The sequence below is a fragment of the Isoptericola cucumis genome (genome assembly GCF_014635665.1).
In the GTDB taxonomy this organism is placed as follows: Bacteria; Actinomycetota; Actinomycetes; order Actinomycetales; family Cellulomonadaceae; genus Isoptericola; species Isoptericola cucumis.
This window is the reverse complement of record NZ_BMDG01000004.1, coordinates 370122-394689: the sequence shown is the minus strand read 5'-3', so window position 1 is coordinate 394689 and position 24568 is coordinate 370122. Positions and strand designations below refer to the sequence as shown.

The following is a 24568-nucleotide window of genomic DNA, read 5'->3' as shown; positions in this document are numbered from 1 at the left end:
GCACCGTGATCGCCGGTCGGGCGCGCCTCTCGCGCGTGGAAGAATCGGAGCCATGCTGCGCTGGATGACGTCGGGGGAGTCGCACGGTCCGTCGCTGGTGGGGGTGATGGAGGGTCTGCCCGCCGGGGTGGAGCTCGTCACCGCCGACCTCCAGGCGGCGCTGGCCCGGCGGCGCCTGGGCTACGGGCGCGGTGCACGCATGAAGTTCGAGCAGGACGCGGTGCGCGTGCTCGGCGGTCTGCGGCACGGCGTGACGCAGGGCGGGCCGCTGGCGTTCGAGATCGGCAACACCGAGTGGCCCAAGTGGACCGAGGTGATGTCGCCCGACCCGGTGCCCCGCGACGCCCTCCTGGTGGACGCCGGCACCGGCGACGAGCGGGAGATCGCGCGCAACCGCCCGCTGACGCGGCCCCGTCCCGGCCACGCCGACCTGGTCGGGATGCGCAAGTACGGTTTCGACGACGCCCGGCCCGTGCTGGAGCGGGCCTCGGCGCGCGAGACGGCCACCCGGGTGGCCCTCGGCGTCGTCGCCGCGAAGTTCCTCGAGCAGGCGCTGGGCGTGCGGCTCGTGTCGCACGTCGTCGCGATCGGTCCGGTCGAGGCACCCCTGGGGGCCGACCTCCCGGCCCCTGATGACGTGGCGGCGCTGGACGCCGACCCCGTGCGCTGCTTCGACGCCACCACGAGCGCGGCGATGGTCGCCGAGATCGACGAGTGCCGCAAGGCCGGTGACACCCTGGGCGGCGTGGTCGAGGTGCTGGCCTACGGCGTGCCGTCCGGCCTCGGCTCCTACGTGCAGGGCGACCGACGTCTCGACGCCCGCCTCGCCGCCGCGCTGATGGGCATCCAGGCGATCAAGGGTGTCGAGGTCGGGGACGGCTTCCGCACCGCGCGCCGCCGGGGCTCGGCCGCCCACGACGAGATCGAGCGCGGTCCGGACGGGCGCATCGAGCGCCGCTCCAACCGCGCCGGCGGCATCGAGGGCGGCATGTCCAACGGCGAGGTCGTGCGCGTGCGGGCCGCGATGAAGCCCATCTCCACCGTGCCGCGCGCCCTGGCCACCGTCGACGTCGCCACGGGTGAGGCCGTCACGGCGCACCACCAGCGCTCGGACGTGTGCGCGGTGCCGCCCGCGGCCGTCGTCGCGGAGGCGATGATCGCCCTGGAGCTCGCGCAGGCGGCGGTGGAGAAGTTCGGCGGCGACTCGGTCGCCGAGGTGCGGCGCAACGCCGACGCCTACCTGGCGTCGATCCCCGAGCTCCTGCGATGAGCGGGGGCCTGCCCGGCCCGGGCCCGGCGGCGGTGCTGATCGGCCCGCCCGGCAGCGGCAAGACGACGATCGGCACGCTGCTCGCGCGACGCTGGAGCGTCGGTTTCCGGGACACCGACTCCGACGTGGAGGCGACGGCCGGCAAGTCCGTGCCCGAGATCTTCGTCGACGACGGCGAGCCGCGCTTCCGCGAGCTGGAGCGCGAGGCCGTGACGTCGGCGCTCGCCTCCCACCCGGGCGTGCTCGCCCTCGGGGGCGGCGCCGTGATGGACGCGCACACGCAGCGGGCGCTCGAGGGCTACGCGGCGGGCGGGGGCGTCGTCGTCTTCCTCGACGTGTCCCTCGCCGTCGCCGCCCCGCGCGTCGGCTTCAACCAGGCGCGCCCGCTGCTGGTGGGCAACCCGCGCGCCCGCTGGGCGGAGCTGATGAAGCAGCGCCGCCCCACCTACGAACGGCTGGCCACGGTCCACGTGGTCTCCGACGAGCGCGACCCGCACGAGGTCGCGAAGAACGTGGCACAGGAGGTCGAGGCATGTCGGTCCGCGTGACCGTGAACGGGGACGCCCCGTACGACGTCGTCATCGGGCGGCACCTGCTCGGTGAGCTGCCGGGGATGCTCGGCACCGGGGTGCGGCGGGTGCTGGTGATGCACCCCGCCTCGCTGTCCGCGACGGGGGAGGCCGTCCGCGAGGACCTCGTGGCGCAGGGCTACGAGGCGTTCGTCGTCGAGCTGCCGGACGCCGAGGAGCAGAAGACGGCCCAGGTCGCCGCGTTCTGCTGGCAGGTGCTCGGGCAGGCGGACTTCACCCGCTCCGACGCGATCGTGTCGGTGGGCGGTGGCGCGACCACGGACCTCGCCGGCTTCGTGGCGGCGACCTGGCTGCGCGGGCTGCGGGTCGTGCACATGCCGACCACGCTGCTGGCGATGGTGGACGCCGCGGTGGGCGGCAAGACGGGCATCAACACCGCCGAGGGCAAGAACCTCGTGGGCGCGTTCCACCCGCCGGCCGGGGTGCTGTGCGACCTGGCGGCGCTCGAGTCCCTCGACCGGTGGGACCTCGTGGCCGGGATGGCGGAGGTCGTCAAGACGGGCTTCATCGCCGACGAGCGCATCCTCGAGCTGGTCGAGGCGCACGCCGACGACCTGCGCGGCTGGAAGGGCCCGGACGCCACGGACGAGACCTGGGCGGTCCTGGCGGAGCTGGTCGAGCGGTCGGTGCGCGTCAAGGCGCGGGTGGTCGGGGAGGACCTCACCGAGCAGGGCCTGCGGGAGATCCTCAACTACGGCCACACCCTCGGGCACGCCATCGAGCTCACGGAGCGGTACCAGTGGCGCCACGGCGCGGCGGTCGCCGTCGGGATGGTCTTCGCGGCCGAGCTGGCGCGCCTCGGCGGCAAGCTCGACGACGCCGTCGTCGACCGGCACCGCGAGATCCTCACGTCCCTCGGCCTGCCGACGAGCTACCGCGGCGACCGGTGGGACAAGCTCCTCGGGGCGATGCGCCGGGACAAGAAGACCCGCGGCGACCTGCTGCGCTTCGTCGTCCTGGACGACGTGGCCCGGCCGACCCGGCTCGAGGGGCCGGACCCGACGCTGCTGGCCGCCGCCTATGCCGAGGTCTCCAAGGAGCCCCCGACGGGCAACGCGGAGGTGAAGGTCCAGCTCGGCCTCTGAGCTGAACCCTGCGTCGTACCCGCGGCGTCAGGCGGGCCAGAGGTGGCGCTCGCGCAGGACGTCGCGCAGCAGGTCGGCGCGGTCGGTGACGATGCCGTCGACGCCGAGGTCCACGAGGCGACGCATCTCGTCCGGGTCGTTGACGGTCCACACGTGCACCGCGCGGCCGGCGCGGTGCGCGGCGGCCACCGTGGTCGCGTCCACCACGGTCAGGCGGCCGTCGCGGACCGGGACCTGCAGGGCGTGCGCGTGCCGCAGCGCCCGCCGGGCGAGCGCGTCGGTACGCAGGCGGGCCCCCGCCAGGAAGCCGGCGACCTCGGCGCGGCCGGCGGACGTCGCGACCGGCCGGGTCAGGTGCGCGAGGGTCGCGCGGCGGCGGCGCACGTCGAACGACGTCACGCACACCCGGTCGTGGGCGGCCGTGCGCTCGATCGCCGCGGCCACGGGTGCCACGCCGCTGTCGCCCTTGACGTCGACGTTGACCCGCAGGTGCGGCCACGCGCCCAGCAGGTCCTCCAGGGCCGGCACCGGCTCGACGCCGCCGATCCGCGCCCGGCGCACCTGCGACCAGGGCAGGTCGGCCACCAGGCCCCGAGAGTCGGTGGTGCGGTCGAGCGACTCGTCGTGCAGGGCGACGGCGACCCCGTCGGCCGTCCCGTGGGCGTCGGTCTCGACGTACCGGTAGCCGAGGTCGACCGCCGCGGCGAACGCCGCCATCGAGTTCTCGAGGCCGTCGTCGACGCCGCCGGGCCGCGCGAAGCCCCGGTGGGCCAGCGCGGCCACCCCGCGCCGGGCGTCGGGCGGGCGCGGCGCGTCGAAGTAGGCGGGGAGCTGGCCCGGCCCGGCGCTCACGGCGTCGCCCCCTGGCCGCCCGCCGCGGGGAGCTGCGCGCGCACCCAGCCGAGCATCTCCGCCAGGTAGCGCTCGCGGGGTCCGTCCGCCGACAGGGTGAGGTCGTGGACGCCGCCGTCGACCACGAGCTGGGTGACGCGGGCGCCGACGCGCGGCGCGAGGGCGGCGATGCGGGCGACGTCCAGGACGGTGTCCTGCGCGTCCAGGCGCGGGTTGGCGGGGCTGTCGGGGCCCGACTCGGCCGCCCGCGCCACCAGCACCGGGCACGGGACGCCCAGCCCGCGGGCGAGGCGCAGCTGAGCCCGCCGCACGGCCCGCAGCCAGGCCGCCCGCACCGGCAGCCCCGCCGGGCGCTTGAGGCCGGTGTCGAAGTCCCACCGCCCGCCCGACGAGACGTGCTGGTACGTCGCGTACATCGACGGCGCCGTGCTGACGACGGCCAGCGGGCGGCGGCGGCCCAGCACCTCCAGCACGGGCGTGCGCGCCGCCCGCTGCAGCCACGAGCCGGTGAGGTCGAGGAACGGGGAGTCGAGGACGAGCAGGTCGGGTGCCGACCCGGGGTCGTCCCGCACGTCGTGCGCCCACAGGGCCGCGGTGAGGCCGCCGGTGGAGTGTGCGTGCACGACGAGCGGCAGGCCCGGGGCGAGGGCCCGCACCGCGCGGGCGGCGTCGCCCAGGTCCGCGCCCGGTTCCCGCAGGCTCGTGGCGTAGTGCGGCGGCAGGCCGTCGTCGGCGCGGCGCAGGGAGCGGCCCGCGCGCCGCAGGTCGACCGCGAAGAACGCCAGCCCTGCGGCCTCGGCCGCCCGGGCGAGGTGCGCCTGGAAGAAGTAGTCGTTGTAGCCGTGCACGTGCAGCATCGCCGCCACCGGGCCGGACCCGGGGCTCTGCGGGGGACGCACGAGCGTGGCGGCGCCCAGCGCGGCCTGCTCGTACCCCGCCCCGAGGAGCGTGTCGGGTTCCCAGCGCAGGGCGGTCGAGGTCGGCACGCTGGGATCCTAGGCCGCGGCCCCGCCCCGGCGCCCCTCGAGACCCGCCGAGACCCGTCGAGACCCGCCGAGACCCGTCGAGACCGTTGCCGTGTCGTCACCTGCCGGTCGCCGGCGTGCGGCAGACTCACGGCCATGAGCGACACCTCCGCGGCGCCGACGCCGCCGCCGGCGCCCCGCCCGTCCTCGCAGCCCGGGCCCGCGACCGGCGAGCAGCCGGGCCGCGCACCCGCCGCCGGCCGCCGGGAGGTCCTGGCGTGGGCGCTGTGGGACTGGGCCACGCAGCCGTTCAACACGGTGATCCTCACGTTCGTCTTCACCGCCCTGTACCTCACCAGCGACGCGTTCCTCACCCCCGAGGTGGCGGCGCTCGGCGCGGACGACCCCGCGAGGGAGCGGGCGCTCGCGGGCCTGGCCAGCGGGCTGGGCGCGTGGATCACGGTGGGCGGCGTGCTGATCGCGCTGCTGGCGCCCGTGCTGGGCCGACGGGCCGACGTCACCGGGCGGCGCAAGGCGTGGCTCGGCGGCGCGACCCTCGTCATGGTCGTCAGCATGCTGGGGCTGTGGGCCGTGCGCGCCGACCCGGCGTACTTCGTGCTCGGTGCGGCGCTGATCTCGCTGGGCAGCGTCGCCAGCGAGATCGCCGGGGTGAACTACAACGCGATGCTCGTGCAGGTCTCGACGCCCGCGACCGTGGGGAAGGTCTCCGGCCTCGGCTGGGGGCTGGGCTACGTGGGCGGCATCCTCACACTCGTGGTGGTCGTGGTCGCGACGGCATTCGACTGGTGGGGGATGCCCACCGACGACGGCCTCGCCTACCGCGTCATCGCCGTGGGCTGCGCCGTCTGGGCGGCCGCGTTCGCGTGGCCCCTGTTCCGGTACGTGCCCGAGGCGCCCGCGGCGCCCGACCGCGCGAAGGTCGGCTTCTTCGCGAGCTATGCCGCGCTGGCGCGCGACGTCGTCGACCTGTACCGCACGGCGCGCCCCACGTTCTGGTTCCTGCTCGCCAGTGCCGTGTACCGCGACGGGCTGGCGTCCGTCTTCACGTTCGGCGCCGTGATCGCCGCCGTGTCGTTCGGTTTCGGCGACGAGCAGGTGCTCGCCTTCGGCATCGCCGCGAACCTGCTCGCCGGCGTGAGCACCATCCTCGCGGGGCGGCTCGACGACCGGTTCGGCCCCCGGGCCGTCATCGTCGCCGCCCTCGCGGGGCTCGTCGGCTGCGGCCTGGTCGTCGTGGCCCTGCACCCGGTCGGCCCCGTCGTGTTCTGGGTGGCGGGCCTGCTGCTGACCTGCTTCGTCGGCCCGGCGCAGTCCGCGTCGCGCTCGATGCTGGCCCGCATGAGCCCGCCCGGCCGGGAGTCGGAGATCTTCGGCCTCTACGCGACGACCGGCCGCGCCGTGTCGTTCCTCTCGCCGTCGCTGTGGACCCTCCTCATCGCGGTCACCGGCGCGACCATCTGGGGCACCCTCGGCATCGTCTTCGTGCTCGCGGCGGGCCTGGTGCTGATGCTCGTGGTCACTCCCGGCGGTCGCGACGCGATCCCTCGCGCCGCCGCGCTGCCTGCCGCCTGAGCACGTCGGCGACCGCCTCCAGGTCGGCCAACGGGGCGAGGTGCTGCAGCTTGTCGGGGTTGACCACGCCGTGCAGGGCGGCGATGCGCCCGTCCGCGACGTCGACGGCGTAGGTGCCGATGAGCCCGCCGCCGATCGCGTCGTCGGCGTACGCCATGACGCCCGGCACCCCGCCGACCTCGGCGGCCACGAGCCGTGCGGGCGCGCCGCGGCGGACGAATCCGACGAGCAGGCGGGCCACCGCCTCGCGGCCGGACACGGGCCGCGTGATGGACAGACCAGGGGGGACGTTGCCGCCGCTGTCCCCGACGATCACCACGTCGTCGGCGAGCAGCTCCAGCAGGGCCTCGATGTCCCCGTCCGTCGTTGCCGCGATGAACCGCTCGACGAGCTCGGCGGCGTGCGGGTCGCGTGCCCGCGGGGCCGCGGCCGTGCCCGAGCCCGGGGCGCCGGAGCCCTCGCCGCCGCGGCGCTGCGCCACCCGGCGTCGGGCGCGCGACGCCAGCTGGCGTGCCGCGAGCTCCGTGGTCCCGATCACGTCGGCCGCCTCCTTGTGCGGGTACCCCAGCACGTCGTGCAGCAGGAACGCCGCCCGCTCGCTCGGGGTGAGCGCCTCGAGCAGCACCAGGAACGCCGTCGACAGGTCGTCGGCCAGCTCGGCGTGCGCGGCCGCGTCGACCGGGGGCGTGCCGGTCGCGACCGCGTCCGTCACGAGCGGCTCGGGGAGCCACTCGCCGACGTAGCTCTCCCGCCGCACCCGCGCCGACCGCAGCACGTCGAGCGCGATCCGCGTCGCCACCGTCGTCGTGAAGGCCTCGGGGTTGCGCACGTCCGCCGCGACGGTGCCGTCGGGCGCGACCCGCATCATGGCGTCCTGCGCGACGTCGTCCGCCTCCGTGACGCTGCCGAGCATGCGGTACGCGGCGGCGAACGCGACCGCGCGCAGCCCGGCGAGGACGTCGTCCGTGACGGCCGGGCCGCGCGGGACCGGGCCGGGGGAGGTCGGGGAGGGCATACGGCCATCGTCTCTCATGACCCATCGACGACACAGGCCCCCGCGCCGTGACGCCCCCGCGCAGCGGCCGCCGTGACGCGGGTCGCGCGCAGCGGGCCCGCCGGGCACGATCGTGCCCATGAGCCTCGACGTCACGACCTCCGTGAGGCACTGAGCCGTCGTGCCCCGCCTGGACGCCGCCGAGTGCCGCCGCCGGTTCGCCGGCGCCCGGCACGCGTACCTCGCCACGACCCGCGACGACGGAGCCCCGCACGTCGTCCCGGTCACGTTCGCGCTCGTCCTGCCCGCCGGGGAGGGCGGGGACCCCGGCGAGATCGTGACCGCCGTCGACCACAAACCCAAGACGACCGGGGCCCTCCAGCGGCTGCGCAACCTCGCAGCCCGCCCTCGCGCCGCTGTCCTCGCCGACCTCTACGACGACGACTGGTCCAGGCTCTGGTGGGTGCGGGCCGACGGCACGACGACGACCGAGGACCCGGCCGAGGGCGCGCCCGCCACCGCCCGGGGGCTGGCGGCGCTCGCGGACCGCTATCCGCAGTACCGCGAGCGCCCGCCGGCGGGCCCGGTCGTCCGCGTCCGGGTGGAGCGGTGGACGGGCTGGGAGGCGGCTACCCGGGCAGCACGTTGACGTTGCCGCGGAACACGTTGGCGGGGTCGTAGGTGCGCTTCACGGCCGCCAGCCGGTCCCACGTCGTGCCGGGGTACGCGGCGCGGGCGGTGGCGGGGCCGCCGTCGAGGGCGAAGTTCGCGTAGACGCCCTCGCTCGTCCCGCGCAGGCGGTCGGCGAGCGTCTCCACCCAGGGCGTGTAGCCCGCCGCGGCCGCGGCCGTCGGTGCGACGGCCGCCACGTTGCCCAGGACGGCGGCGCCGCGGTGCGCGTAGGCGGTGGCGTCGTCCGCGACGTCGGCGACGGCGCCCCCGAGGACGCGCAGCTGGACGGCGCGCATCATCGCGTCGACGGACTCGAGCTCGCCGAGCAGGTGGGCGGCGGCCGGCTCGTCGAGGCCGTCGGTGAAGAACGTCCGGCCGACGGCGACGGTGGACCCCGCCGGCGGCCCGCCCTCCAGCAGCGCGGCGTAGGGGCCGGTCCGCAGCCCGTCGAGGATGGCGCCGCCCGCGGCGGCGGCGACGTTCCGCACGGGCGCGAGGGCGGCGTCCGCGCGGTCGAGGTCGCCCGACCAGCAGAGGTTCGCCATGACGACGACGCGGCCGTGCCACTCGGCGGGGATCATTGGCATCGGCGGTGCGGTCATCACCATGAGGATCATCGTGAGCTCCCGGGGGGCGGCGTCGGCCGCGGCCACGAGCCCGGCGACGCTCGCCGGCGTCGCCGGCAGCAGCATGACCCCGCCGACGACGTCGGACACCTCGCCGAGCGCGAACCGGAACCGGGTGACGACGCCGAAGTTGCCGCCGCCGCCGCGCAGCGCCCAGAACAGGTCGGGGTGCTGCTCGGCGTCCACCCGCAGCACCTCGCCGTCCGCGGTGACGACCTCGGCTCCGAGGAGGCTGTCGATGGTCATGCCCCGCGAGCGGGCGAGCAGGCCGACCCCGCCGCCCAGGGTGATCCCGCCGACGCCGACGCCGCCGGTGTCGCCGAAGGGGGTGGCCAGGCCGTGGGCACCCGCGGCGGTGCTGTACGCGCCGGCGGTGATGCCGCCACCGGCCCACGCGGTGCGGCCGTCGACGTCGACGTCGATGCCCTCCAGGCCGCGGAGGTCGATCGTCAGGGCGCCGTCGGCATGTCCGAGGCCGAACACGGAGTGGCCGCCCGAGCGGACCGAGACGGGGGTCCCGGCGTCGCGGGCGAAGCGGACGGCGCGCGCGACGCCGGCCGTGTCGGCGGGCCGCACGATCGCGGCGGGCCGGTGCTCGACGCCGCCGTGCTCGAGGGTCCGCGCCGTCTCGTACCCGTCGTCGTCGGGCGCGAACACGGACGCGGCACCGTCGAGAGCGGCGCGCAGGCGCTCGGCCGAGAGCGCCGGGGGATCGGAGCGGGGGGTGGACGCGGTCTGGGGGGACATGAGGACTCCTGGGGGCTCGGGTGGTGCAGGAAGTGATCTCAGAGGGACGCCGGAGCGGCGGCAGACTCATCGCCAGCCTCCCGGAGGGACGACGTGCGCGCGAGGGATTTCGTGACGGCCGGCGCCGTGCGGCCGGCGCGGACCGCCGCGGTGAGCGCGAGCACGGCCGCGCCGGCGAGGCAGACGGCGTAGGCGGCGAGGCCGATGCGGTCGTGGAGCGTCCACAGCAGAGCCCCCGTGCCGGAGAGGGCGAGCGTCGCCGCGGCGGCGTCGGCCACCTGCATCGCCGACATGGCGGTGCCCTGCCCGCCGCCGGGGGCGAGCTCGAGGGCGAGCAGGTTGAGGGTCGGGTAGGACAGGCCCATGCCGAGCCCGGCCAGCACCCAGGGCGTCGCGGCGACGGGCAGCGGCAGGCCGGGCAGCGTCACGAGCGCGATCCCGGCGATGCCGAGCGTGAGGCTGACGCCGCCGAGGCGCAGGTAGGCGGCGTGGGACAGCGCCGCCACCCCGCGCCCGCGCAGCCACGACCCCGCCGACCAGCCCAGGACGTGCAGCGTGAGGACGGCGCCGGCGAGCGCGGGGCTCAGGCCCCGCTCGCGGACGAGCGCGAGCGGGACCAGCACCTCCGCGCCGACGAACGCCGCGGACATGAGCGCGCGGACCTGCACGACCGTGCCGAGGCCGCGGTCGCCCCGCAGCACGGGCACGGCGACGTCGCGCACCCGGGCGGGCGGAGCATCGCCGGCGTCGTCGGCGCCGGCAGCGCCGGCAGCGGTGCGCGGGCCGTCGTCGGCGCCGCGGGCGGCCACCAGCGCGGGCCGCAGGGCGAGCAGCGCGGGCAGGGCGAGGGCCGGCACGGCGAGGAAGACCCAGCGCCACCCGAGGTGCTGCGTGACGAGCCCGGCGACCAGGGGCCCGACGACCCCGGGCACCACCCAGGCCGCGGCGAACCAGGCGAAGACCCGTGCCCGGCTCTCCTCCGGGAACACCCGCGCGACCAGGACGTAGAGCGCCACGCTCTCCAGCCCGGCGCCGGTGCCCTGCAGCACCCGTCCCGAGAGCAGCACGCCCATGGACGGCGCCAGCCCGGCGACGAGGAGGCCGCCGAGGAACATCCCGATGCCCGCCCACAGGGGAGCCGCGGGGCCCGCGCGGTCGGTCCACCGCCCGCCCACGAGCATGCCGAGGACGCCGGCGCCCGCCGTGGCCGCGAACGCGTACGTGTACAGGCGCAGCCCGTCGAGCTCGGCCGCGACGGTCGGCATCGCGGTGGAGACCGCGAGGGACTCGAACGCGCCGAGCGCGATGTACGCGACCATGCCGACCAGCACCGTGCGCTGTGCGCGGGCGTCGAGGAGCGCGCTCACACCAGCACGACCTTGCCGGTGGTCCGACGCTCCTCGAGCTCGCGGTGCGCCCGCGCCGCCTCGGCGAACGGCACCCGGTGGGTGAGGACGCGCCACGCGCCCGCGGCGGCGAGCCCGAGCGCGCGCTGCTGGTAGGCCCGCAGGTCGCCGAAGGACGGGGCGTTCGGGCCGAGCACGTCGCGGACGTCGACGTCGCTGGCGGTCTCGGCGGTCGTCGCGGGGCTGCCGGAGGACCAGCCGTGCACGACGAGCCGCCCGCCGGTGCCGAGGAGCCGGGCCGCCGCAGCGCCCGCCTCGCCGCCCACGCCGTCGAGCACCACCGTCGCCCCGGGGGCGTCGAGCCGGCCCAGCGCCTCGCGCGCCCGGTCCGCCCAGCCCGGCGCCCGGTAGTCGACCACCGCGAGCCGCTGCCCGGCGTCCGGGGCGAGCGCCCGCACCGCGCGCACCTTGGCAGGGCCGCCCGCGAGGGCGAGCACGCGCGCGCCGTCGCCGAGCGCCGCCTGCACGAAGAGGGACCCGAGGCCGCCGGCCGCGGCGGTGACCACGACGACGTCGTCGGCGCCGATCTGCGCCACCTCCAGGGTCATGAGCGCCATCCGCCCGGTGCCGATCATGGCGATCGCGTCGGGCAGGTCGACGCCGTCGGGCAGCGCGTGCAGCGACGCCTCGGCGACGACGGCGAGGCGGGCGTAGCCGCCGCCGTCGGGCGTGGCGCCGAGGTGCGCGGCGACGCGGCGGCCCACCCAGGCGGGGTCGACGTCCGGTCCGGTGGCAGTGACGGTGCCGGCGACCTCGCGCCCGGGGATCGTCGGGAGGCCCGGCAGCGGCAGCGGGCCCGACGCCTCGCCGCGCCGGATCGTGGTGTCGAGGAGATGGACCCCGTGCGCCTCGGCGGCGACGAGGACCTGGCCGGGGCCGGGGACGGGGTCGGTCACCTGCTCGAGGACCAGGGTCTCGGGAGGGCCGAAGGAGTGGTGTCGGATGGCGTCCATGGCCGCAGCCTGTAACCTCAATCTCGGTTGAGGTCAAGGGTCGTGCGGGTCGGAGGGGACATGCGGGGGAACACGTCGGACACCGAGCCGGACATCGAGCGGGTGCCGTGGGACCACGTCGAGCTCACGGTCGGCGAGGTCGCCGCACGCAGCGGCGTCGCCGTGTCCGCGCTGCACTTCTACGAGCGGCGAGGGCTGATCAGCAGCCGCCGCACGTCCGGCAACCAGCGGCGCTACCGGCGCGACGTGCTGCGCCGGGTCTCGTTCATCCGCGTCTCCCAGCGCGTCGGGATCCCGCTCGCCCGCATCTCCGAGGCGCTGGCCACGTTGCCCGCGGACCGCGCGCCGAACGTGCGCGACTGGGAGCGGCTCTCGCGGGCGTGGCGCACCGACCTGGACGCCCGCATCGAGCAGCTCCAGCGGCTGCGCGACGACCTCACGGACTGCATCGGCTGCGGCTGCCTGTCCCTGAGCCGCTGCGTGCTCGCGAACCCGAAGGACGCGCTCGGGCAGGACGGTCCGGGCCCCAGGCGGCTGCTCGTCGACGAACCGGACTGACCCCGGTCGCCGGCGTGGTCGCGACCGGGGGACGGACCTGTCTGCCCGTAACCTCGGGTCCATGACCCAGGTCCTCATCCTCAACGGTCCGAACCTCGGCCGGCTCGGCGTGCGCGAGCCGGAGATCTACGGGCACGCGTCCATGGCCGACCTCGAGCGGGAGGGGGCGCGCTGGGGCGACGACCTCGGCCTGTCGGTCGGGGTGTGCCAGACCGACGACGAGTCGACCCTCGTCGGATGGTTGCACGAGGCCGTGGACGCCCGCGCGCACGTCGTGCTCAACCCTGCAGCCTTTACCCACTACAGCTACGCGCTCCGGGACGCGGCCGCGCAGGTGACGTCGGCGGGGCTGCTGCTCGTCGAGGTGCACCTGTCCAACCCGGCGTCACGCGAGTCGTTCCGCCACTACTCGGTGGTGGCAGGCATCGCGACGGGCACCGTCGCGGGCTTCGGGTTCGACTCGTACCGGCTCGCGCTCTCGGCGATCGCCACCAAGCTGTCAGACTAGATCGTCGACAAACAAGGCGTGAACCTTGATGCATAGTGATCAAGGTGCCATCCTGGATGGATGATCGTCATCACCGCCGACCAGCGGGGGAGCACGCGTCGCGGGGACCTGGTCCCGGCCGCGCTGGAACTGCTCGACGTGCGGGCCCGGGGGCGCGCCGGCCTCGTGCTGCCCTTCGAGCGCACGGTCGGTGACGAGGTGCAGGGCGTCCTGGCGGCGACGGACGACGGGGCAGGCCTCGCGGTCGACGTCGTGCTCGACCTCGTGCGTGACGGCGGCTGGTCCGTGGGCGTGGGTCTCGGCGACGTCGACCGGCCGTTGCCCGCCGCCTCCCGCGCGGCGTCGGGGCCCGCGTTCGTCCGGGCGCGCGCGGCCGTCGAGCGCGCGAAGGTGCGCGGGCCCGGCGTGCCGGTCGCGGTCGACGGGGCCGCCGACGAGCCGTACGCGACGGTGGCCGGCGACGCGCAGGCGCTGCTGCGGCTGCTCGGGGCCGTGGTGGCGCGCCGGTCGTCCTCCGGGTGGGAGGCGGTCGATACGCTCGCCGAGCACGCGGGCTCGCGCGCACCGCAGCGCGCGACGGCCCTCGCGCTGGGGGTGTCGGAGCAGGCGGTGAGCCAGCGGCTGCGAGCGGCCCTGTGGGCCGAGGAGTCGGCTGCGCGCCCCCTGGCGGCCCGGTTGCTGCGGGCGGGCGGGCTCGACGCCCCGGAGGGCGGCGGCCACGACGGTGACGACGACGAGGAGGCGCGCGCGTGAGCGGTGCGGAGCTGGTGTGGGTGGCGGTGGTCTGGGTGGTCGCCCTGGCGGTGAGCGTCGGGGCGGGCGCGTGGCTCGTCCCGTGGGTGCTGCGGCACGCGGAGTCGGAGCCGCCGGTCGGGGCGGAGGCCGTGACGGTGCTGCGCGGGGGCACCTGGATCGGCCTGCTCGAGCGGCTGTCCGTCACGGGCACGATCCTGGCCGGCTTCCCGGCGGGCGTCGCCATCGTCGTCGCGGTCAAGGGGCTCGGACGGTTCGCCGAGCTGCGGGACCATCCCGTGGCGAGCGAGCGGTTCGTGGTGGGCACGCTCGCCTCCCTGGTGTGGGCGACGGCGATCGGGCTCGTGGCCCGGCTGGTCGTGCACCTGGTGGTCACGGGGGAGGTGCCTCTCGACGTGCTGCCGTCGGGCGAGGTGCCCGTCGACCTCACGCTCTGAAGGGCGCTCGTCCGAGCGTGCCGACGGCGACGTCCCACGGTGCGGGCCGAGCGAGTAGACTTGCGCGGGCTCTCTGCGGCCCACGGCCCCCTGGCGCCGGCACCACACGAGCACCACCGAGCACCGTCGACCCTGGCGTCGGCGTCGTGCGATCCCCTGCACCCGACCCTGAGGACTTCGACAACGTGGCAACCTCCAACGACATCAAGAACGGCACCGTGCTCCGCATCGACGGTCAGCTCTGGTCGATCATCGAGTTCCAGCACGTCAAGCCGGGCAAGGGTGGCGCGTTCGTCCGCACCAAGATGAAGAACGTCCTCTCGGGCAAGGTCGTCGACAAGACGTTCAACGCCGGCACCAAGGTCGAGACCGCGAACGTGGACCGTCGCGACTTCCAGTACCTGTACATGGACGGCGAGGACTTCGTGTTCATGGACACCGGTACGTACGACCAGATCACCGTGCCGGCGGCGACCGTGGGCGACGCGAAGGACTACATGCTCGAGGGCATGAACATCATGGTCGCCTCGAACGAGGGGCAGCCGCTGTACGTCGAGCTGCCGCCGTCGGTCGTCCTGGAGATCACCTACACCGAGCCCGGCCTGCAGGGTGACCGCTCCACCGGCGGCACCAAGGCCGCCACGCTGGAGACCGGCGCCGAGATCCAGGTCCCGCTCTTCCTGGAGCAGGGCACCAAGGTCAAGGTCGACACCCGGGACGGGTCGTACCTCGGCCGCGTGAACGACTGACGCCGGACGGGCTGGACTGACGACCATGGGAGCACGGACCAAGGCGCGCAGGCGCGCCGTCGACATCCTCTTCGAGGCGGAGCAGCGCGGCGTCGACCCGCAGGTGCTGCTGGCCGACCGCGTGATCGAGCCGCACCAGGAGGCGTCGGTGCCGCAGTACACCGTCGAGCTGGTCGAGGGCGTGCTGGCGCACCAGGAGCGGATCGACGAGCTGCTGGCGACCTACTCCCACGGCTGGACCGTCGAGCGGATGCCCGCCGTCGACCGCGCGCTGCTGCGCGTGGGGGCGTGGGAGCTGCTCTTCAACGACGACGTGCCCGACGCCGTCGCGGTCGACGAGGCGGTGGACCTGGCCGGTCAGCTGTCGACGGACGAGTCGCCGACCTTCGTCAACGGGCTGCTCGGGCGGCTGCTGGACATCAAGCCGACGCTGCTCGCCTGAGCAGCCGGCCTCCCCGAGCGGTGGCACGACACGGCGAGGACCCGCTCCGGGTCCTCGCCGTCGTCGTCCGTGCACGGTGCGTCCGGCCGGGGTGTGACGCATGCCGCGCCCGGATGGTGGGCGCCGGCGCCGCTGCGGCGGGTGGGAGGTCTAGGCTGGGGCCGTCAACGACACCCTTTAAACCCGTCCCGTGAGGCGGAGAAGGAGGTCGCCAGTGAGCACTGGCACCGGTATGCCCGGAACACCCGAAGGCACCACCGTCCTCGGCGCGAGCGACGTCGCCCGCGCCCTGACCCGCATCGCCCACGAGATCGTGGAGCGCGCCAAGGGGGCGCAGGACGTCGTCCTGCTCGGCATCCCCACCCGCGGCGTGACGCTCGCCGTCCGCCTCGCGGAGCGCCTCGCCGCCATCGACCCCGCGTTCGACCCCGCCCGGGACGTGGGCGAGCTCGACGTGACGATGTACCGCGACGACCTGCGCCGCCAACCCACCCGCGCCGTCGGCGTCACCCGCCTGCCCGAGGCGGGCATCGAGGGCAAGACCGTCGTCCTCGTGGACGACGTCCTCTACTCCGGACGCACCATCCGGGCCGCGCTCGACGCGATCGGCGACCTGGGGCGCCCGCGCGCCGTGCGCCTCGCCGCCCTGGTGGACCGCGGGCACCGCGAGCTGCCCATCCGTCCGGACTTCGTGGGCAAGAACCTGCCGACGGCCACGTCCGAGAGCGTCCGCGTGCGCCTCGCGGAGGTGGACGGCGAGGACGCCGTGGTGATCAGCGGCCGGGCCGCGGACGCCCCCGGCGCGGCCGAGCGCGGGGAGGCGACCCGATGAAGCACCTGCTGTCGACCGCCGACCTGTCGAAGGACGACGCCCTCCTGCTGCTGGACACCTCCGCCCAGATGGCGGCCACGCAGTCGCGGGAGATCAAGAAGCTGCCCACCCTGCGCGGGCGCACCGTGGTGAACCTGTTCTACGAGGACTCCACCCGCACGCGGATCTCGTTCGAGACCGCGGCGAAGCGGCTCAGCGCCGACGTCATCAACTTCTCCGCCAAGGGGTCGAGCGTCTCCAAGGGCGAGTCCCTCAAGGACACGGCCCTGACGCTGCACGCCATGGGCGCCGACGCCGTCGTCGTGCGGCACTGGGCCTCGGGCGCGCCGGCGCAGCTCGCGCACGCGGGCTGGCTCGACGCCGCCGTGCTCAACGCGGGCGACGGCACGCACATGCACCCCACCCAGGCGCTGCTGGACGCGTTCACGATCCGCCGCCACCTGGTGGGCCTGCGGGGCGGCGGCGCCGACAGGGACGGCGTCGGCTCGGACCTCGCGGGGCTCAAGGTCGCGATCGTGGGAGACGTGCTGCACTCGCGCGTGGCCCGCGCGAACGTGCGCCTCCTGCACACCCTCGGCGCCCAGGTCACGCTGGTCTCGCCGCCCACGCTCCTGCCCGTCGGGGTCGAGGCGTGGCCGTGCCGCACCTCCTACGACCTGGACGCCACGCTCGCCGACTGGCAGCCCGACGCCGTCATGATGCTGCGCGTGCAGCGGGAGCGGATGTCCGGCGGCTCCGGGGCCTTCTTCCCGAGCCCGCTGGAGTACACCCGCTACTTCGGCCTCGACGGCCGCCGCCTGGCACTCCTGCCGGAGCACGCCATCGTCCTGCACCCGGGGCCGATGAACCGCGGCCTGGAGATCTCCGCCGAGGCGGCCGACTCCGACCGCGCCGTCATCGTGGAGCAGGTCGCCAACGGGGTCGCCGTGCGCATGGCCGCGCTCTACCTCCTCCTGGCCCACACCGAGGCCGCCCACACCGAAGGGACCAGCCTGTGACCACCACCTACGTGCTGCGCGGGGTGCGCCCCCTCGGCGGCGACCCCGCCGACGTCGTCCTCGCGGGCGGCGTCATCGCCGACGTCGCCGCCCCGGGCGCGGCGAGCGTCACCGACCGCGACGCGGCAGGCGCGCCGGTCGACGTCGTGGAGATCGACGCCACGGACCACGTGCTGCTGCCCGGGCTGGTCGACCTGCACACGCACCTGCGCGAGCCCGGCCGGGAGGACGCCGAGACCGTCGCGTCCGGCACCCGGGCGGCTGCCGCAGGGGGCTTCACCGCCGTGCACGCCATGGCGAACACGTCGCCGGTCGCGGACACCGCGGGCGTCGTCGAGCAGGTCTGGCGCCTCGGCCAGGAGGCCGGCTGGGTCGACGTGCACCCGATCGGCGCTGTCACCGTCGGCCTGGGCGGCGAGCGCCTCGCCGAGCTCGGCGCCATGGCCGACTCGGCCGCCCGCGTGCGGGTCTTCTCTGACGACGGCAAGTGCGTGCACGACCCGATCCTCATGCGCCGCGCCCTGGAGTACGTCAAGGCGTTCGACGGCGTGGTCGCGCAGCACGCGCAGGAGCCGCGGCTGACCGAGGGCGCGCAGATGAACGAGGGCGTGGTCTCCGCGGAGATCGGCCTCGCGGGCTGGCCCGCGGTCGCCGAGGAGGCGATCATCGCCCGCGACGTGCTCCTCGCCGAGCACGTCGGCTCGCGCCTGCACGTGTGCCACCTGTCGACGGCGGGTTCCGTGGAGATCGTCCGCTGGGCCAAGGGTCGTGGGATCGACGTCACCGCCGAGGTGACGCCCCACCACCTGATCCTCACCGACGACCTGGCGCGCACCTACGACCCCACCTACAAGGTGAACCCGCCGCTGCGCACGGCCGCCGACGTCGAGGCGGTCCGCGCCGGGCTGGCCGACGGCACGATCGACATCGTCGCCACCGACCACGCCCCGCACACCCGCGAGGACAAGGACTGCGAGTGGGGGGCCGCCGCGTTCGGCATGACCGGCCTGGAGACGGCGCTCGCGGTCGTGCAGGACACGATGGTCGACACCGGCCGCATGACGTGGTCCGACGTGGCCCGCGTGCTGTCGAGCGCGCCGGCCCGCATCGGCCGCATCGACACGGGCGCCGCGCCGCAGGGCCGGCCGCTCGAGGTCGGGGAGCCGGCGAACGTCGTGCTGGTCGACCCGTCGGCCACCCGCACCGTCGACGCCCGCGCGCAGGCCACCGCGAGCGGGAACACGCCGTTCGCCGGCCGCGAGCTACCCGGGCGGGTCGTCGCCACGTTCCTGCGCGGACGGGCCACGGTCCTCGACGGCGCACCGGTCGCCGCCCCCGCCGGCTCCTCGGCCGGTGCCCCGACCAGGGGAGGCCACCGGTGAACCTGCCCGTACCCGTCGCGGTCGGCGTCTGGGTCGTCCTCGGCGTCGTGCTGCTCCTGCTCGTGCTCGTCGGCCGCCGCCGGCTGGTGGCGCGCACCAGGCACACCGTGCCGGTGCCGCCGCCGGTGCCCGCCGCCCTCGGGCCGGTGCGCCTCGAGCCCCTGGCGGCGACCTACGTCTCCAGCACGCTCAGCGGGGACTGGCTGGCCCGGGTCGGCGCCCACACGCTGGGCGACCGCTCCACCGCGACCGTGACCGTGCACGACACCGGCGTGCTCGTCGAGCGCAGCGGGGCCCCGAGCGTCTTCGTCCCGAGGACGTCGCTGCGCGGGGTGGGCCTCGCGCCCGGGATGGCGGGCAAGTACGTCGGCACCGACGGACTGGTCGTCATCACCTGGGAGGACCCCGCCGCCGACGACGTGCCCGCCGTGACCCTCGACACCGGGCTGCGCACCCGGCACGCGACGGACCGTTCGCGGCTCGTCGACGCCGTGCGCCACCTCATGACCTCCGCCCCCGCACCGAAGGACGCCCCGTGACCACCAGCACCACCACCGGTCCGACCACCGGTCCCGACACCGGTTCCGAGACCGCCCAGGCCTCGGCCGTCCTCGTCCTCGAGGACGGCACCGTGGCCCGCGGCCGCGCCTACGGCGCCCGCGGCACCACCTTCGGCGAGATCGTCTTCTCCACCGGCATGACCGGCTACCAGGAGACGCTCACCGACCCCTCCTACCACCGTCAGATCGTCGTGATGACCGCGCCCCACGTGGGCAACACGGGCGTCAACGACGAGGACCCGGAGTCCGGGAAGATCTGGGTCTCCGGCTACGTGCTGCGCGACCCCGCCCGCCGCGTGTCCTCGTGGCGCGCGGACCGGTCCCTCGAGAGCGAGCTCGCCGCGCAGGGCGTCGTCGGCATCAGCGACGTCGACACCCGCGCCCTGACCCGGCACCTGCGCGAGCTGGGCGTCATGCGTGCCGGGATCTTCTCCGGCGACGCGCTGGTGCGCGACGGGCTGGAGCGCCCCGTGGCCGAGCTGGTCGCCGAGGTCCGCAGCTCCCCGCTGATGGCCGGCGCCGACCTCGCGCCCGAGGTCACGACCGCCGAGCCGTACGTCGTCGAGCCGGCCGGCCCGTTCGCGGGCTCCGAGCCCGTCGCCACGGTCGTGGCGGTCGACCTGGGCATCAAGGCCATGACGCCCGTGCGTCTCGCGGAGCGCGGGGTGCGGGTGCACGTCGTGCCGCAGTCCGCGACGATCGACGACGTCACCGAGCGGCTGCCCGACGACGGCTCGCCGGTCGGCGTGTTCTTCTCCAACGGCCCCGGCGACCCGTCGTCCGCGTCGCACGAGATCGAGCTGCTGCGCGCCGTGCTGGACCGCGGGGTCCCCTTCTTCGGCATCTGCTTCGGCAACCAGCTGCTCGGGCGCGCGCTCGGGTTCGGCACCTACAAGCTCGGCTACGGCCACCGCGGCATCAACCAGCCGGTGATGGACCGCACCACGAACAAGGTCGAGGTCACCGCGCACAACCACGGGTTCGCCGTCGACGCGCCGGTGGACGCCGTGAGCACCGCGCCGTACGACGACGAGCGCACCGACGGCCGCGCCTACGGGCGCGTGATCGTCTCCCACGTCGGCCTCAACGACCGGGTCGTGGAGGGCCTCACCGCCCTGGACGTGCCCGCCTTCTCCGTCCAGTACCACCCCGAGGCCGCCGCCGGCCCGCACGACAGCGCCTACCTGTTCGACCGCTTCGTCGCGCTCATGACCACCCGCGAGCCCGTGACCGTCCCCGACGGTGCCCTGGCGGCCCTGGCCGCCGGCCCCACCGCCGAGAAGGAGAACTGATGCCCCGCCGTTCCGACCTCTCCTCCGTCCTGGTCATCGGCTCCGGCCCGATCGTCATCGGCCAGGCCTGCGAGTTCGACTACTCCGGCACCCAGGCGTGCCGCGTGCTGCGCGAGGAGGGCCTGCGGGTCGTGCTCGTGAACTCGAACCCCGCCACGATCATGACCGACCCGGAGTTCGCCGACGCGACGTACGTCGAGCCGATCACCACCGAGGTCCTCACGACCATCATCGCCAAGGAGCGGCCCGACGCCCTGCTGCCGACCCTGGGCGGGCAGACGGCGCTCAACGCGGCCATCGCGCTGGACGAGGCGGGTGTGCTCGAGGAGTACGGCGTCGAGCTCATCGGTGCCAACATCCCCGCCATCCAGAAGGGCGAGGACCGCCAGCAGTTCAAGGACGTCGTCGCCAAGTGCGGCGGCGAGTCCGCGCGCTCGCTGATCGTGCACACCGTCGAGGAGGCCGTCGCGGCGGCCGCCGACCTCGGCTACCCCATGGTGGTGCGCCCGTCGTTCACCATGGGCGGCCTCGGCTCGGGCTTCGCCTACGACGAGACCGACCTGCGCCGCATCGTCGGCCAGGGCCTGCACTACTCGCCGACCACCGAGGTGCTCCTCGAGGAGTCCATCCTCGGCTGGAAGGAGTACGAGCTGGAGCTCATGCGCGACAAGGACGACAACGTCGTGGTCGTGTGCTCCATCGAGAACGTGGACCCCGTGGGCGTGCACACCGGCGACTCGGTGACCGTCGCCCCCGCGATGACGCTCACCGACCGCGAGTACCAGAAGCTGCGCGACATCGGCATCGCCGTCATCCGCGAGGTCGGGGTCGACACCGGCGGCTGCAACATCCAGTTCGCCGTGGACCCGGACACGGGGCGCGTCATCGTCATCGAGATGAACCCGCGCGTCTCGCGGTCCTCGGCCCTCGCGTCGAAGGCCACCGGCTTCCCGATCGCGAAGATCGCCGCGAAGCTCGCCGTCGGCTACACGCTCGACGAGATCCCCAACGACATCACGCGCGTCACCCCGGCCAGCTTCGAGCCCACGCTCGACTACGTCGTCGTCAAGGTGCCGCGGTTCGCGTTCGAGAAGTTCCCCGCCGCCGACCCCACCCTCACCACCACCATGAAGTCGGTGGGGGAGGCCATGGCCCTCGGGCGCAACTTCACCGAGGCCCTCGGCAAGGCGCTGCGCTCCATCGACAAGGGCGGCGTCTCCTTCCACTGGGACGGCGACGCCCCCGCCGGCGCCGACCTCGACCAGCTGCTCGCCGAGATCGTGCGCCCCACCGAGCACCGCCTCGTCGGCGTCCAGCAGGCGCTGCGCGCTGTGCACGCCGGCCACGCCACCCTCGAGCAGGTCTTCGACGCCACCAAGATCGACCCCTGGTTCCTCGACCAGATCCTGCTGATGAACGAGGTCGCCGCCGAGGTGGCCGCCAGCCCGACCCTCACCGAGCCCGTGCTGCGCCGCGCCAAGAAGCACGGCCTGTCCGACGCGCAGGTCGCCCGCCTGCGCGGCATGGGCCCGGGCGGCGAGTCCACGGTCCGCGAGGTGCGGCACGCCCTCGGCGTCCGGCCGGTCTACAAGACGGTCGACACCTGCGCCGCCGAGTTCGCCGCCACCACCCCGTACCACTACTCGTCGTACGACTCCGAGACCGAGGTGCGCCCCCGCGAGCGGGAGGCCGTGATCATCCTCGGCTCCGGGCCCAACCGCATCGGCCAGGGCATCGAGTTCGACTACTCCTGCGTGCACGCGGCGCTGACCCTCTCCGGGCGCTACGAGACCGTCATGGTCAACTGCAACCCCGAGACCGTCTCCACCGACTACGACACCTCGGACCGCCTGTACTTCGAGCCGCTCACCTTCGAGGACGTGCTCGAGGTCTACACCGCCGAGCTGGCGGCCGGCCCCGTCAAGGGCATCATCGTCCAGCTCGGGGGACAGACGCCGCTGGCCCTGGCCCAGCGTCTCGCCGACGCCGGCCTGCCCATCCTCGGTACCTCGCCCGAGGCCATCGACGCCGCCGAGGACCGCGGCATCTTCGGCCAGGTCCTCATGGACGCCGGGCTGCCCGCCCCCGCCTTCGGCACCGCCCGCTCCCTCGGGCAGGCGCGGGAGGTGGCCGAGCGCATCGGCTACCCCGTGCTGGTGCGCCCGTCGTACGTGCTGGGCGGGCGCGGCATGGAGATCGTGTACTCCGTGGACCAGCTCACCGAGTACGTCGAACGGGCGCTCGCGGCCGCGGCCGCCGACGAGCGCACCGCGGGCGGGCTGCTGCCGGCGCCGCTGCTCATCGACCGGTTCCTCGACGACGCCATGGAGATCGACGTCGACGCCCTCTACGACGGCACGGAGCTGTTCCTGGGCGGCGTGATGGAGCACATCGAGGAGGCCGGCATCCACTCCGGCGACTCGGCCTGCGTGCTGCCGCCCGTGTCGCTGTCGACCTCGGAGATCGAGCGCATCCGCCGCTCGACCGAGGCGATCGCGAAGGGCGTCGGGGTGCGCGGTCTGCTGAACGTGCAGTACGCGCTCGTGTCCGACGTGCTGTACGTGCTGGAGGCCAACCCGCGCGCGTCGCGCACCGTGCCGTTCGTCTCCAAGGCCACCGGCAGCTCCCTGGCCAAGGCGGCCGCCCGGATCATGGTCGGCGACACCATCGCCGACCTGCGCGCCGACGGCGTGCTGCCCGCGGCGGGCGACGGCGGCACCCTCGACCTGGGGGCGCCGCTCGCCGTCAAGGAGGCGGTGCTGCCGTTCAAGCGGTTCCGCACCGCGGACGGCCTCGTCGTGGACACAGTGCTCGGCCCGGAGATGCGCTCCACCGGCGAGGTGATGGGCTTCGACAAGGACTTCCCGCACGCCTTCGCCAAGTCGCAGGCGGCCGCCTTCGGCGGGCTGCCCACGGAGGGCCGGGTGTTCGTCTCGGTCGCCGACCGCGACAAGCGGTCCATCGTCTTCCCGGTCAAGCGCCTGTCCGAGCTCGGCTTCGAGGTGCTCGCCACCGCCGGGACGGCGCAGGTGCTGCGCCGCAACGGCATCGGCTGCCAGGTGGTCCGCAAGTTCTCCGCGGGCCGGGGCGCCGACGGCGAGCCGACGGTCGTCGACCTCATCACCGCCGGCGAGGTCGACCTCGTGGTGAACTCGCCGTCCGGGCAGGGGGCCCGCGCCGACGGCTACGAGATCCGCGCGGCCACGACGGCGGCCGACAAGCCCATGATCACCACGGTGGACCAGCTCGCGGCCGCGGTACAGGGCATCGAGGTGGTGCGCGCCGGGGCGTTCGACGTCGCGAGCCTGCAGGAGCACACGGCCGCGACCCGTGCCCGTCTGGCGGGCGTGCCCGTCTCCTCGGCCGACGCGGCGGGGGTGCCGGCGTGACCGGCGCGCCGGTGCCGTTCGGCGCCCGGCTCGCGGCCGCGATGGACGAGGCCGGCCCGCTGTGCGTGGGCATCGACCCCCACGTGTCGCTGCTCGACGACTGGGGCCTGCCCGACGACGCGGCCGGGCTGCGCGAGTTCGGCCTGCGGGTGATGGACGCCGTCGGCGGCCACGTCGCGGCGGTCAAGCCGCAGGCGGCGTTCTTCGAGCGGCACGGCTCCGCCGGCGTCGCGGCGCTGGAGGAGGTGATCGCCGCCGCCCGCGCGGCGGGCACGCTCTGCGTCGTCGACGCGAAGCGGGGCGACATCGGCTCGACGATGGCGGGCTACGCCGACGCGTTCCTCGCGGACGGCTCGCCGCTGGCGGGCGACGCGGTCACGCTGTCGCCGTACCTCGGGTTCGGCTCGCTCACGCCGGCGGCCGAGCTCGCCGCGCGCACGGGCCGGGGCATCTTCGTGCTGTGCCTCACCTCGAACAAGGAGGGCTCGCAGGTGCAGCACGCGCTCGGGCCGGACGGTGTGAGCGTGGCCGCCTCGATCGCCGCGCAGGCCGCCCTCCTCAACGCGGGGGCGGTGGACGACGGGCTGCCGATGGGCTCGGTCGGGCTGGTCGTGGGGGCCACGGTGGGCGACGCCGCCCGGGCGACGGGCACGGACCTGCAGGCCGTGCACGGGCCGCTGCTCGCGCCGGGCGTCGGCGCGCAGGGGGCGGGGGAGCGCGAGCTGACCGCCGTCTTCGGCCGGGCGCGACGCCAGGTGCTCGCGTCGTCGTCGCGCGGCGTGCTCGCCGCCGGCCCGGACACGGCGGCGCTGCGGTCGGCCGCACGTCGTGCGGCCGACGAGGCCAGCGCCGCGCTGCGCGGCTGAGCGCACCGTCGCAGGACGCCCGGCACCCCCGAAGGGCGGGTGCCGGGCG

Annotated in this window: 24 protein-coding genes; 18 read left to right on the top strand and 6 right to left on the bottom strand. The window is 75.3% G+C overall.

Going from position 1 to position 24568, the window contains the following annotated elements; genetic code table 11:
- The first annotated feature begins 52 nt into the window (after positions 1 to 52).
- The 3 genes from aroC to aroB are packed head-to-tail and all read left to right on the top strand — an operon-like array spanning position 53 to position 2945.
- Complete coding sequence (aroC, locus tag IEW03_RS08105) at positions 53 to 1270, top strand: chorismate synthase (protein WP_188523122.1); 1218 nt, start codon at positions 53 to 55, stop codon at positions 1268 to 1270.
- Positions 1267 to 1818, top strand: a complete 552-nt coding sequence (locus tag IEW03_RS08100) for a shikimate kinase (RefSeq protein ID WP_188523121.1) — start codon at positions 1267 to 1269, stop codon at positions 1816 to 1818. The genes aroC and IEW03_RS08100 overlap by 4 nt, the downstream gene beginning before the upstream one ends.
- Positions 1803 to 2945, top strand: coding sequence for a 3-dehydroquinate synthase (aroB, locus tag IEW03_RS08095; protein ID WP_188523120.1), 1143 nt, complete (start codon positions 1803 to 1805; stop codon positions 2943 to 2945). The genes IEW03_RS08100 and aroB overlap by 16 nt, the downstream gene beginning before the upstream one ends.
- 27 nt (positions 2946 to 2972) lie before the next feature.
- Here aroB and IEW03_RS08090 read toward each other — a convergent pair whose 3' ends face one another.
- Positions 2973 to 3797 carry a glycerophosphodiester phosphodiesterase family protein gene (locus IEW03_RS08090; RefSeq protein ID WP_371870604.1) on the bottom strand — a complete coding sequence of 275 codons (825 nt, stop codon included), beginning with the start codon at positions 3795 to 3797 and terminating at the stop codon, positions 2973 to 2975.
- Positions 3794 to 4783: an alpha/beta hydrolase gene (locus IEW03_RS08085; protein WP_229737820.1), complete on the bottom strand. Its 990-nt coding sequence runs from the start codon at positions 4781 to 4783 to the stop codon at positions 3794 to 3796. Before IEW03_RS08085 ends, IEW03_RS08090 begins: the two co-directional genes overlap by 4 nt.
- Positions 4784 to 4918: 135 nt before the next feature.
- Here IEW03_RS08085 and IEW03_RS08080 point away from each other — a divergent pair, with 135 nt between their 5' ends.
- Positions 4919 to 6355 carry an MFS transporter gene (locus tag IEW03_RS08080; RefSeq protein ID WP_188523119.1) on the top strand — a complete coding sequence of 479 codons (1437 nt, stop codon included), beginning with the start codon at positions 4919 to 4921 and terminating at the stop codon, positions 6353 to 6355.
- Here the strand turns inward: IEW03_RS08080 and IEW03_RS08075 are convergent.
- The gene (locus tag IEW03_RS08075; RefSeq protein WP_188523118.1) at positions 6300 to 7370 is read right to left on the bottom strand and encodes a sigma-70 family RNA polymerase sigma factor; all 1071 of its coding nucleotides are present in this window, start codon (positions 7368 to 7370) and stop codon (positions 6300 to 6302) included. The genes IEW03_RS08080 and IEW03_RS08075 overlap by 56 nt on opposite strands.
- Positions 7371 to 7530: 160 nt before the next feature.
- Between IEW03_RS08075 and IEW03_RS08070 the strand changes: the two genes are divergently transcribed.
- On the top strand, positions 7531 to 7998 hold the full coding sequence (locus IEW03_RS08070) for a TIGR03668 family PPOX class F420-dependent oxidoreductase (RefSeq protein WP_229737819.1): 468 nt from the start codon (positions 7531 to 7533) through the stop codon (positions 7996 to 7998).
- On the opposite strand, the gene IEW03_RS08065 is transcribed toward IEW03_RS08070, so the two are convergent.
- From IEW03_RS08065 to IEW03_RS08055, 3 genes are read right to left on the bottom strand one after another with little or no spacing between them, the layout of a single operon-like run.
- Complete coding sequence (locus IEW03_RS08065) at positions 7979 to 9394, bottom strand: FAD-binding oxidoreductase (protein WP_188523117.1); 1416 nt, start codon at positions 9392 to 9394, stop codon at positions 7979 to 7981. The genes IEW03_RS08070 and IEW03_RS08065 overlap by 20 nt on opposite strands.
- 38 nt (positions 9395 to 9432) lie before the next feature.
- Positions 9433 to 10761 (bottom strand): MFS transporter, encoded by a 1329-nt coding sequence (locus IEW03_RS08060; RefSeq protein ID WP_229737818.1) that lies wholly within the window; start codon positions 10759 to 10761, stop codon positions 9433 to 9435.
- Complete coding sequence (locus IEW03_RS08055) at positions 10758 to 11753, bottom strand: zinc-binding dehydrogenase (protein ID WP_188523116.1); 996 nt, start codon at positions 11751 to 11753, stop codon at positions 10758 to 10760. Before IEW03_RS08055 ends, IEW03_RS08060 begins: the two co-directional genes overlap by 4 nt.
- Positions 11754 to 11813: 60 nt before the next feature.
- On the opposite strand from IEW03_RS08055, the gene soxR reads away from it, so the two are divergent.
- The 13 genes from soxR (at position 11814) to pyrF (ending at position 24519) form a co-directional block, all read left to right on the top strand.
- The gene (soxR, locus tag IEW03_RS08050; RefSeq protein WP_188523115.1) at positions 11814 to 12311 is read left to right on the top strand and encodes a redox-sensitive transcriptional activator SoxR; all 498 of its coding nucleotides are present in this window, start codon (positions 11814 to 11816) and stop codon (positions 12309 to 12311) included.
- 61 nt (positions 12312 to 12372) lie between these two features.
- On the top strand, positions 12373 to 12819 hold the full coding sequence (locus tag IEW03_RS08045) for a type II 3-dehydroquinate dehydratase (protein WP_188523114.1): 447 nt from the start codon (positions 12373 to 12375) through the stop codon (positions 12817 to 12819).
- A 60-nt stretch (positions 12820 to 12879) separates the two neighbouring features.
- Positions 12880 to 13572: a hypothetical protein gene (locus tag IEW03_RS08040; RefSeq protein WP_188523113.1), complete on the top strand. Its 693-nt coding sequence runs from the start codon at positions 12880 to 12882 to the stop codon at positions 13570 to 13572.
- Positions 13569 to 14009 carry a hypothetical protein gene (locus IEW03_RS08035; RefSeq protein ID WP_188523112.1) on the top strand — a complete coding sequence of 147 codons (441 nt, stop codon included), beginning with the start codon at positions 13569 to 13571 and terminating at the stop codon, positions 14007 to 14009. Before IEW03_RS08040 ends, IEW03_RS08035 begins: the two co-directional genes overlap by 4 nt.
- Positions 14010 to 14194: 185 nt before the next feature.
- Positions 14195 to 14758, top strand: a complete 564-nt coding sequence (efp, locus tag IEW03_RS08030; protein WP_188523194.1) for an elongation factor P — start codon at positions 14195 to 14197, stop codon at positions 14756 to 14758.
- A gap of 25 nt (positions 14759 to 14783) precedes the next feature.
- Positions 14784 to 15200: a transcription antitermination factor NusB gene (gene nusB, locus IEW03_RS08025; protein WP_188523111.1), complete on the top strand. Its 417-nt coding sequence runs from the start codon at positions 14784 to 14786 to the stop codon at positions 15198 to 15200.
- Positions 15201 to 15432: 232 nt separating this feature from the next.
- Positions 15433 to 16032 (top strand): bifunctional pyr operon transcriptional regulator/uracil phosphoribosyltransferase PyrR, encoded by a 600-nt coding sequence (pyrR, locus tag IEW03_RS08020; protein WP_188523193.1) that lies wholly within the window; start codon positions 15433 to 15435, stop codon positions 16030 to 16032.
- Positions 16029 to 17030 carry an aspartate carbamoyltransferase catalytic subunit gene (locus IEW03_RS08015; RefSeq protein ID WP_188523110.1) on the top strand — a complete coding sequence of 334 codons (1002 nt, stop codon included), beginning with the start codon at positions 16029 to 16031 and terminating at the stop codon, positions 17028 to 17030. The genes pyrR and IEW03_RS08015 overlap by 4 nt, the downstream gene beginning before the upstream one ends.
- Positions 17027 to 18412 (top strand): dihydroorotase, encoded by a 1386-nt coding sequence (locus tag IEW03_RS08010; RefSeq protein WP_188523109.1) that lies wholly within the window; start codon positions 17027 to 17029, stop codon positions 18410 to 18412. The genes IEW03_RS08015 and IEW03_RS08010 overlap by 4 nt, the downstream gene beginning before the upstream one ends.
- A complete protein-coding gene (locus IEW03_RS08005; protein ID WP_188523108.1) occupies positions 18409 to 18951 on the top strand; it encodes a PH-like domain-containing protein in 543 nt (180 codons plus the stop codon). The genes IEW03_RS08010 and IEW03_RS08005 overlap by 4 nt, the downstream gene beginning before the upstream one ends.
- Entirely contained in the window at positions 18948 to 20264 is a 1317-nt protein-coding gene (gene carA / locus IEW03_RS08000; RefSeq protein WP_188523107.1) for a glutamine-hydrolyzing carbamoyl-phosphate synthase small subunit, read from the top strand. The genes IEW03_RS08005 and carA overlap by 4 nt, the downstream gene beginning before the upstream one ends.
- Complete coding sequence (carB, locus tag IEW03_RS07995; protein WP_188523106.1) at positions 20264 to 23653, top strand: carbamoyl-phosphate synthase large subunit; 3390 nt, start codon at positions 20264 to 20266, stop codon at positions 23651 to 23653. Before carA ends, carB begins: the two co-directional genes overlap by 1 nt.
- The gene (pyrF, locus tag IEW03_RS07990) at positions 23650 to 24519 is read left to right on the top strand and encodes an orotidine-5'-phosphate decarboxylase (RefSeq protein WP_268236082.1); all 870 of its coding nucleotides are present in this window, start codon (positions 23650 to 23652) and stop codon (positions 24517 to 24519) included. Before carB ends, pyrF begins: the two co-directional genes overlap by 4 nt.
- The last annotated feature ends 49 nt before the right edge of the window (positions 24520 to 24568 follow it).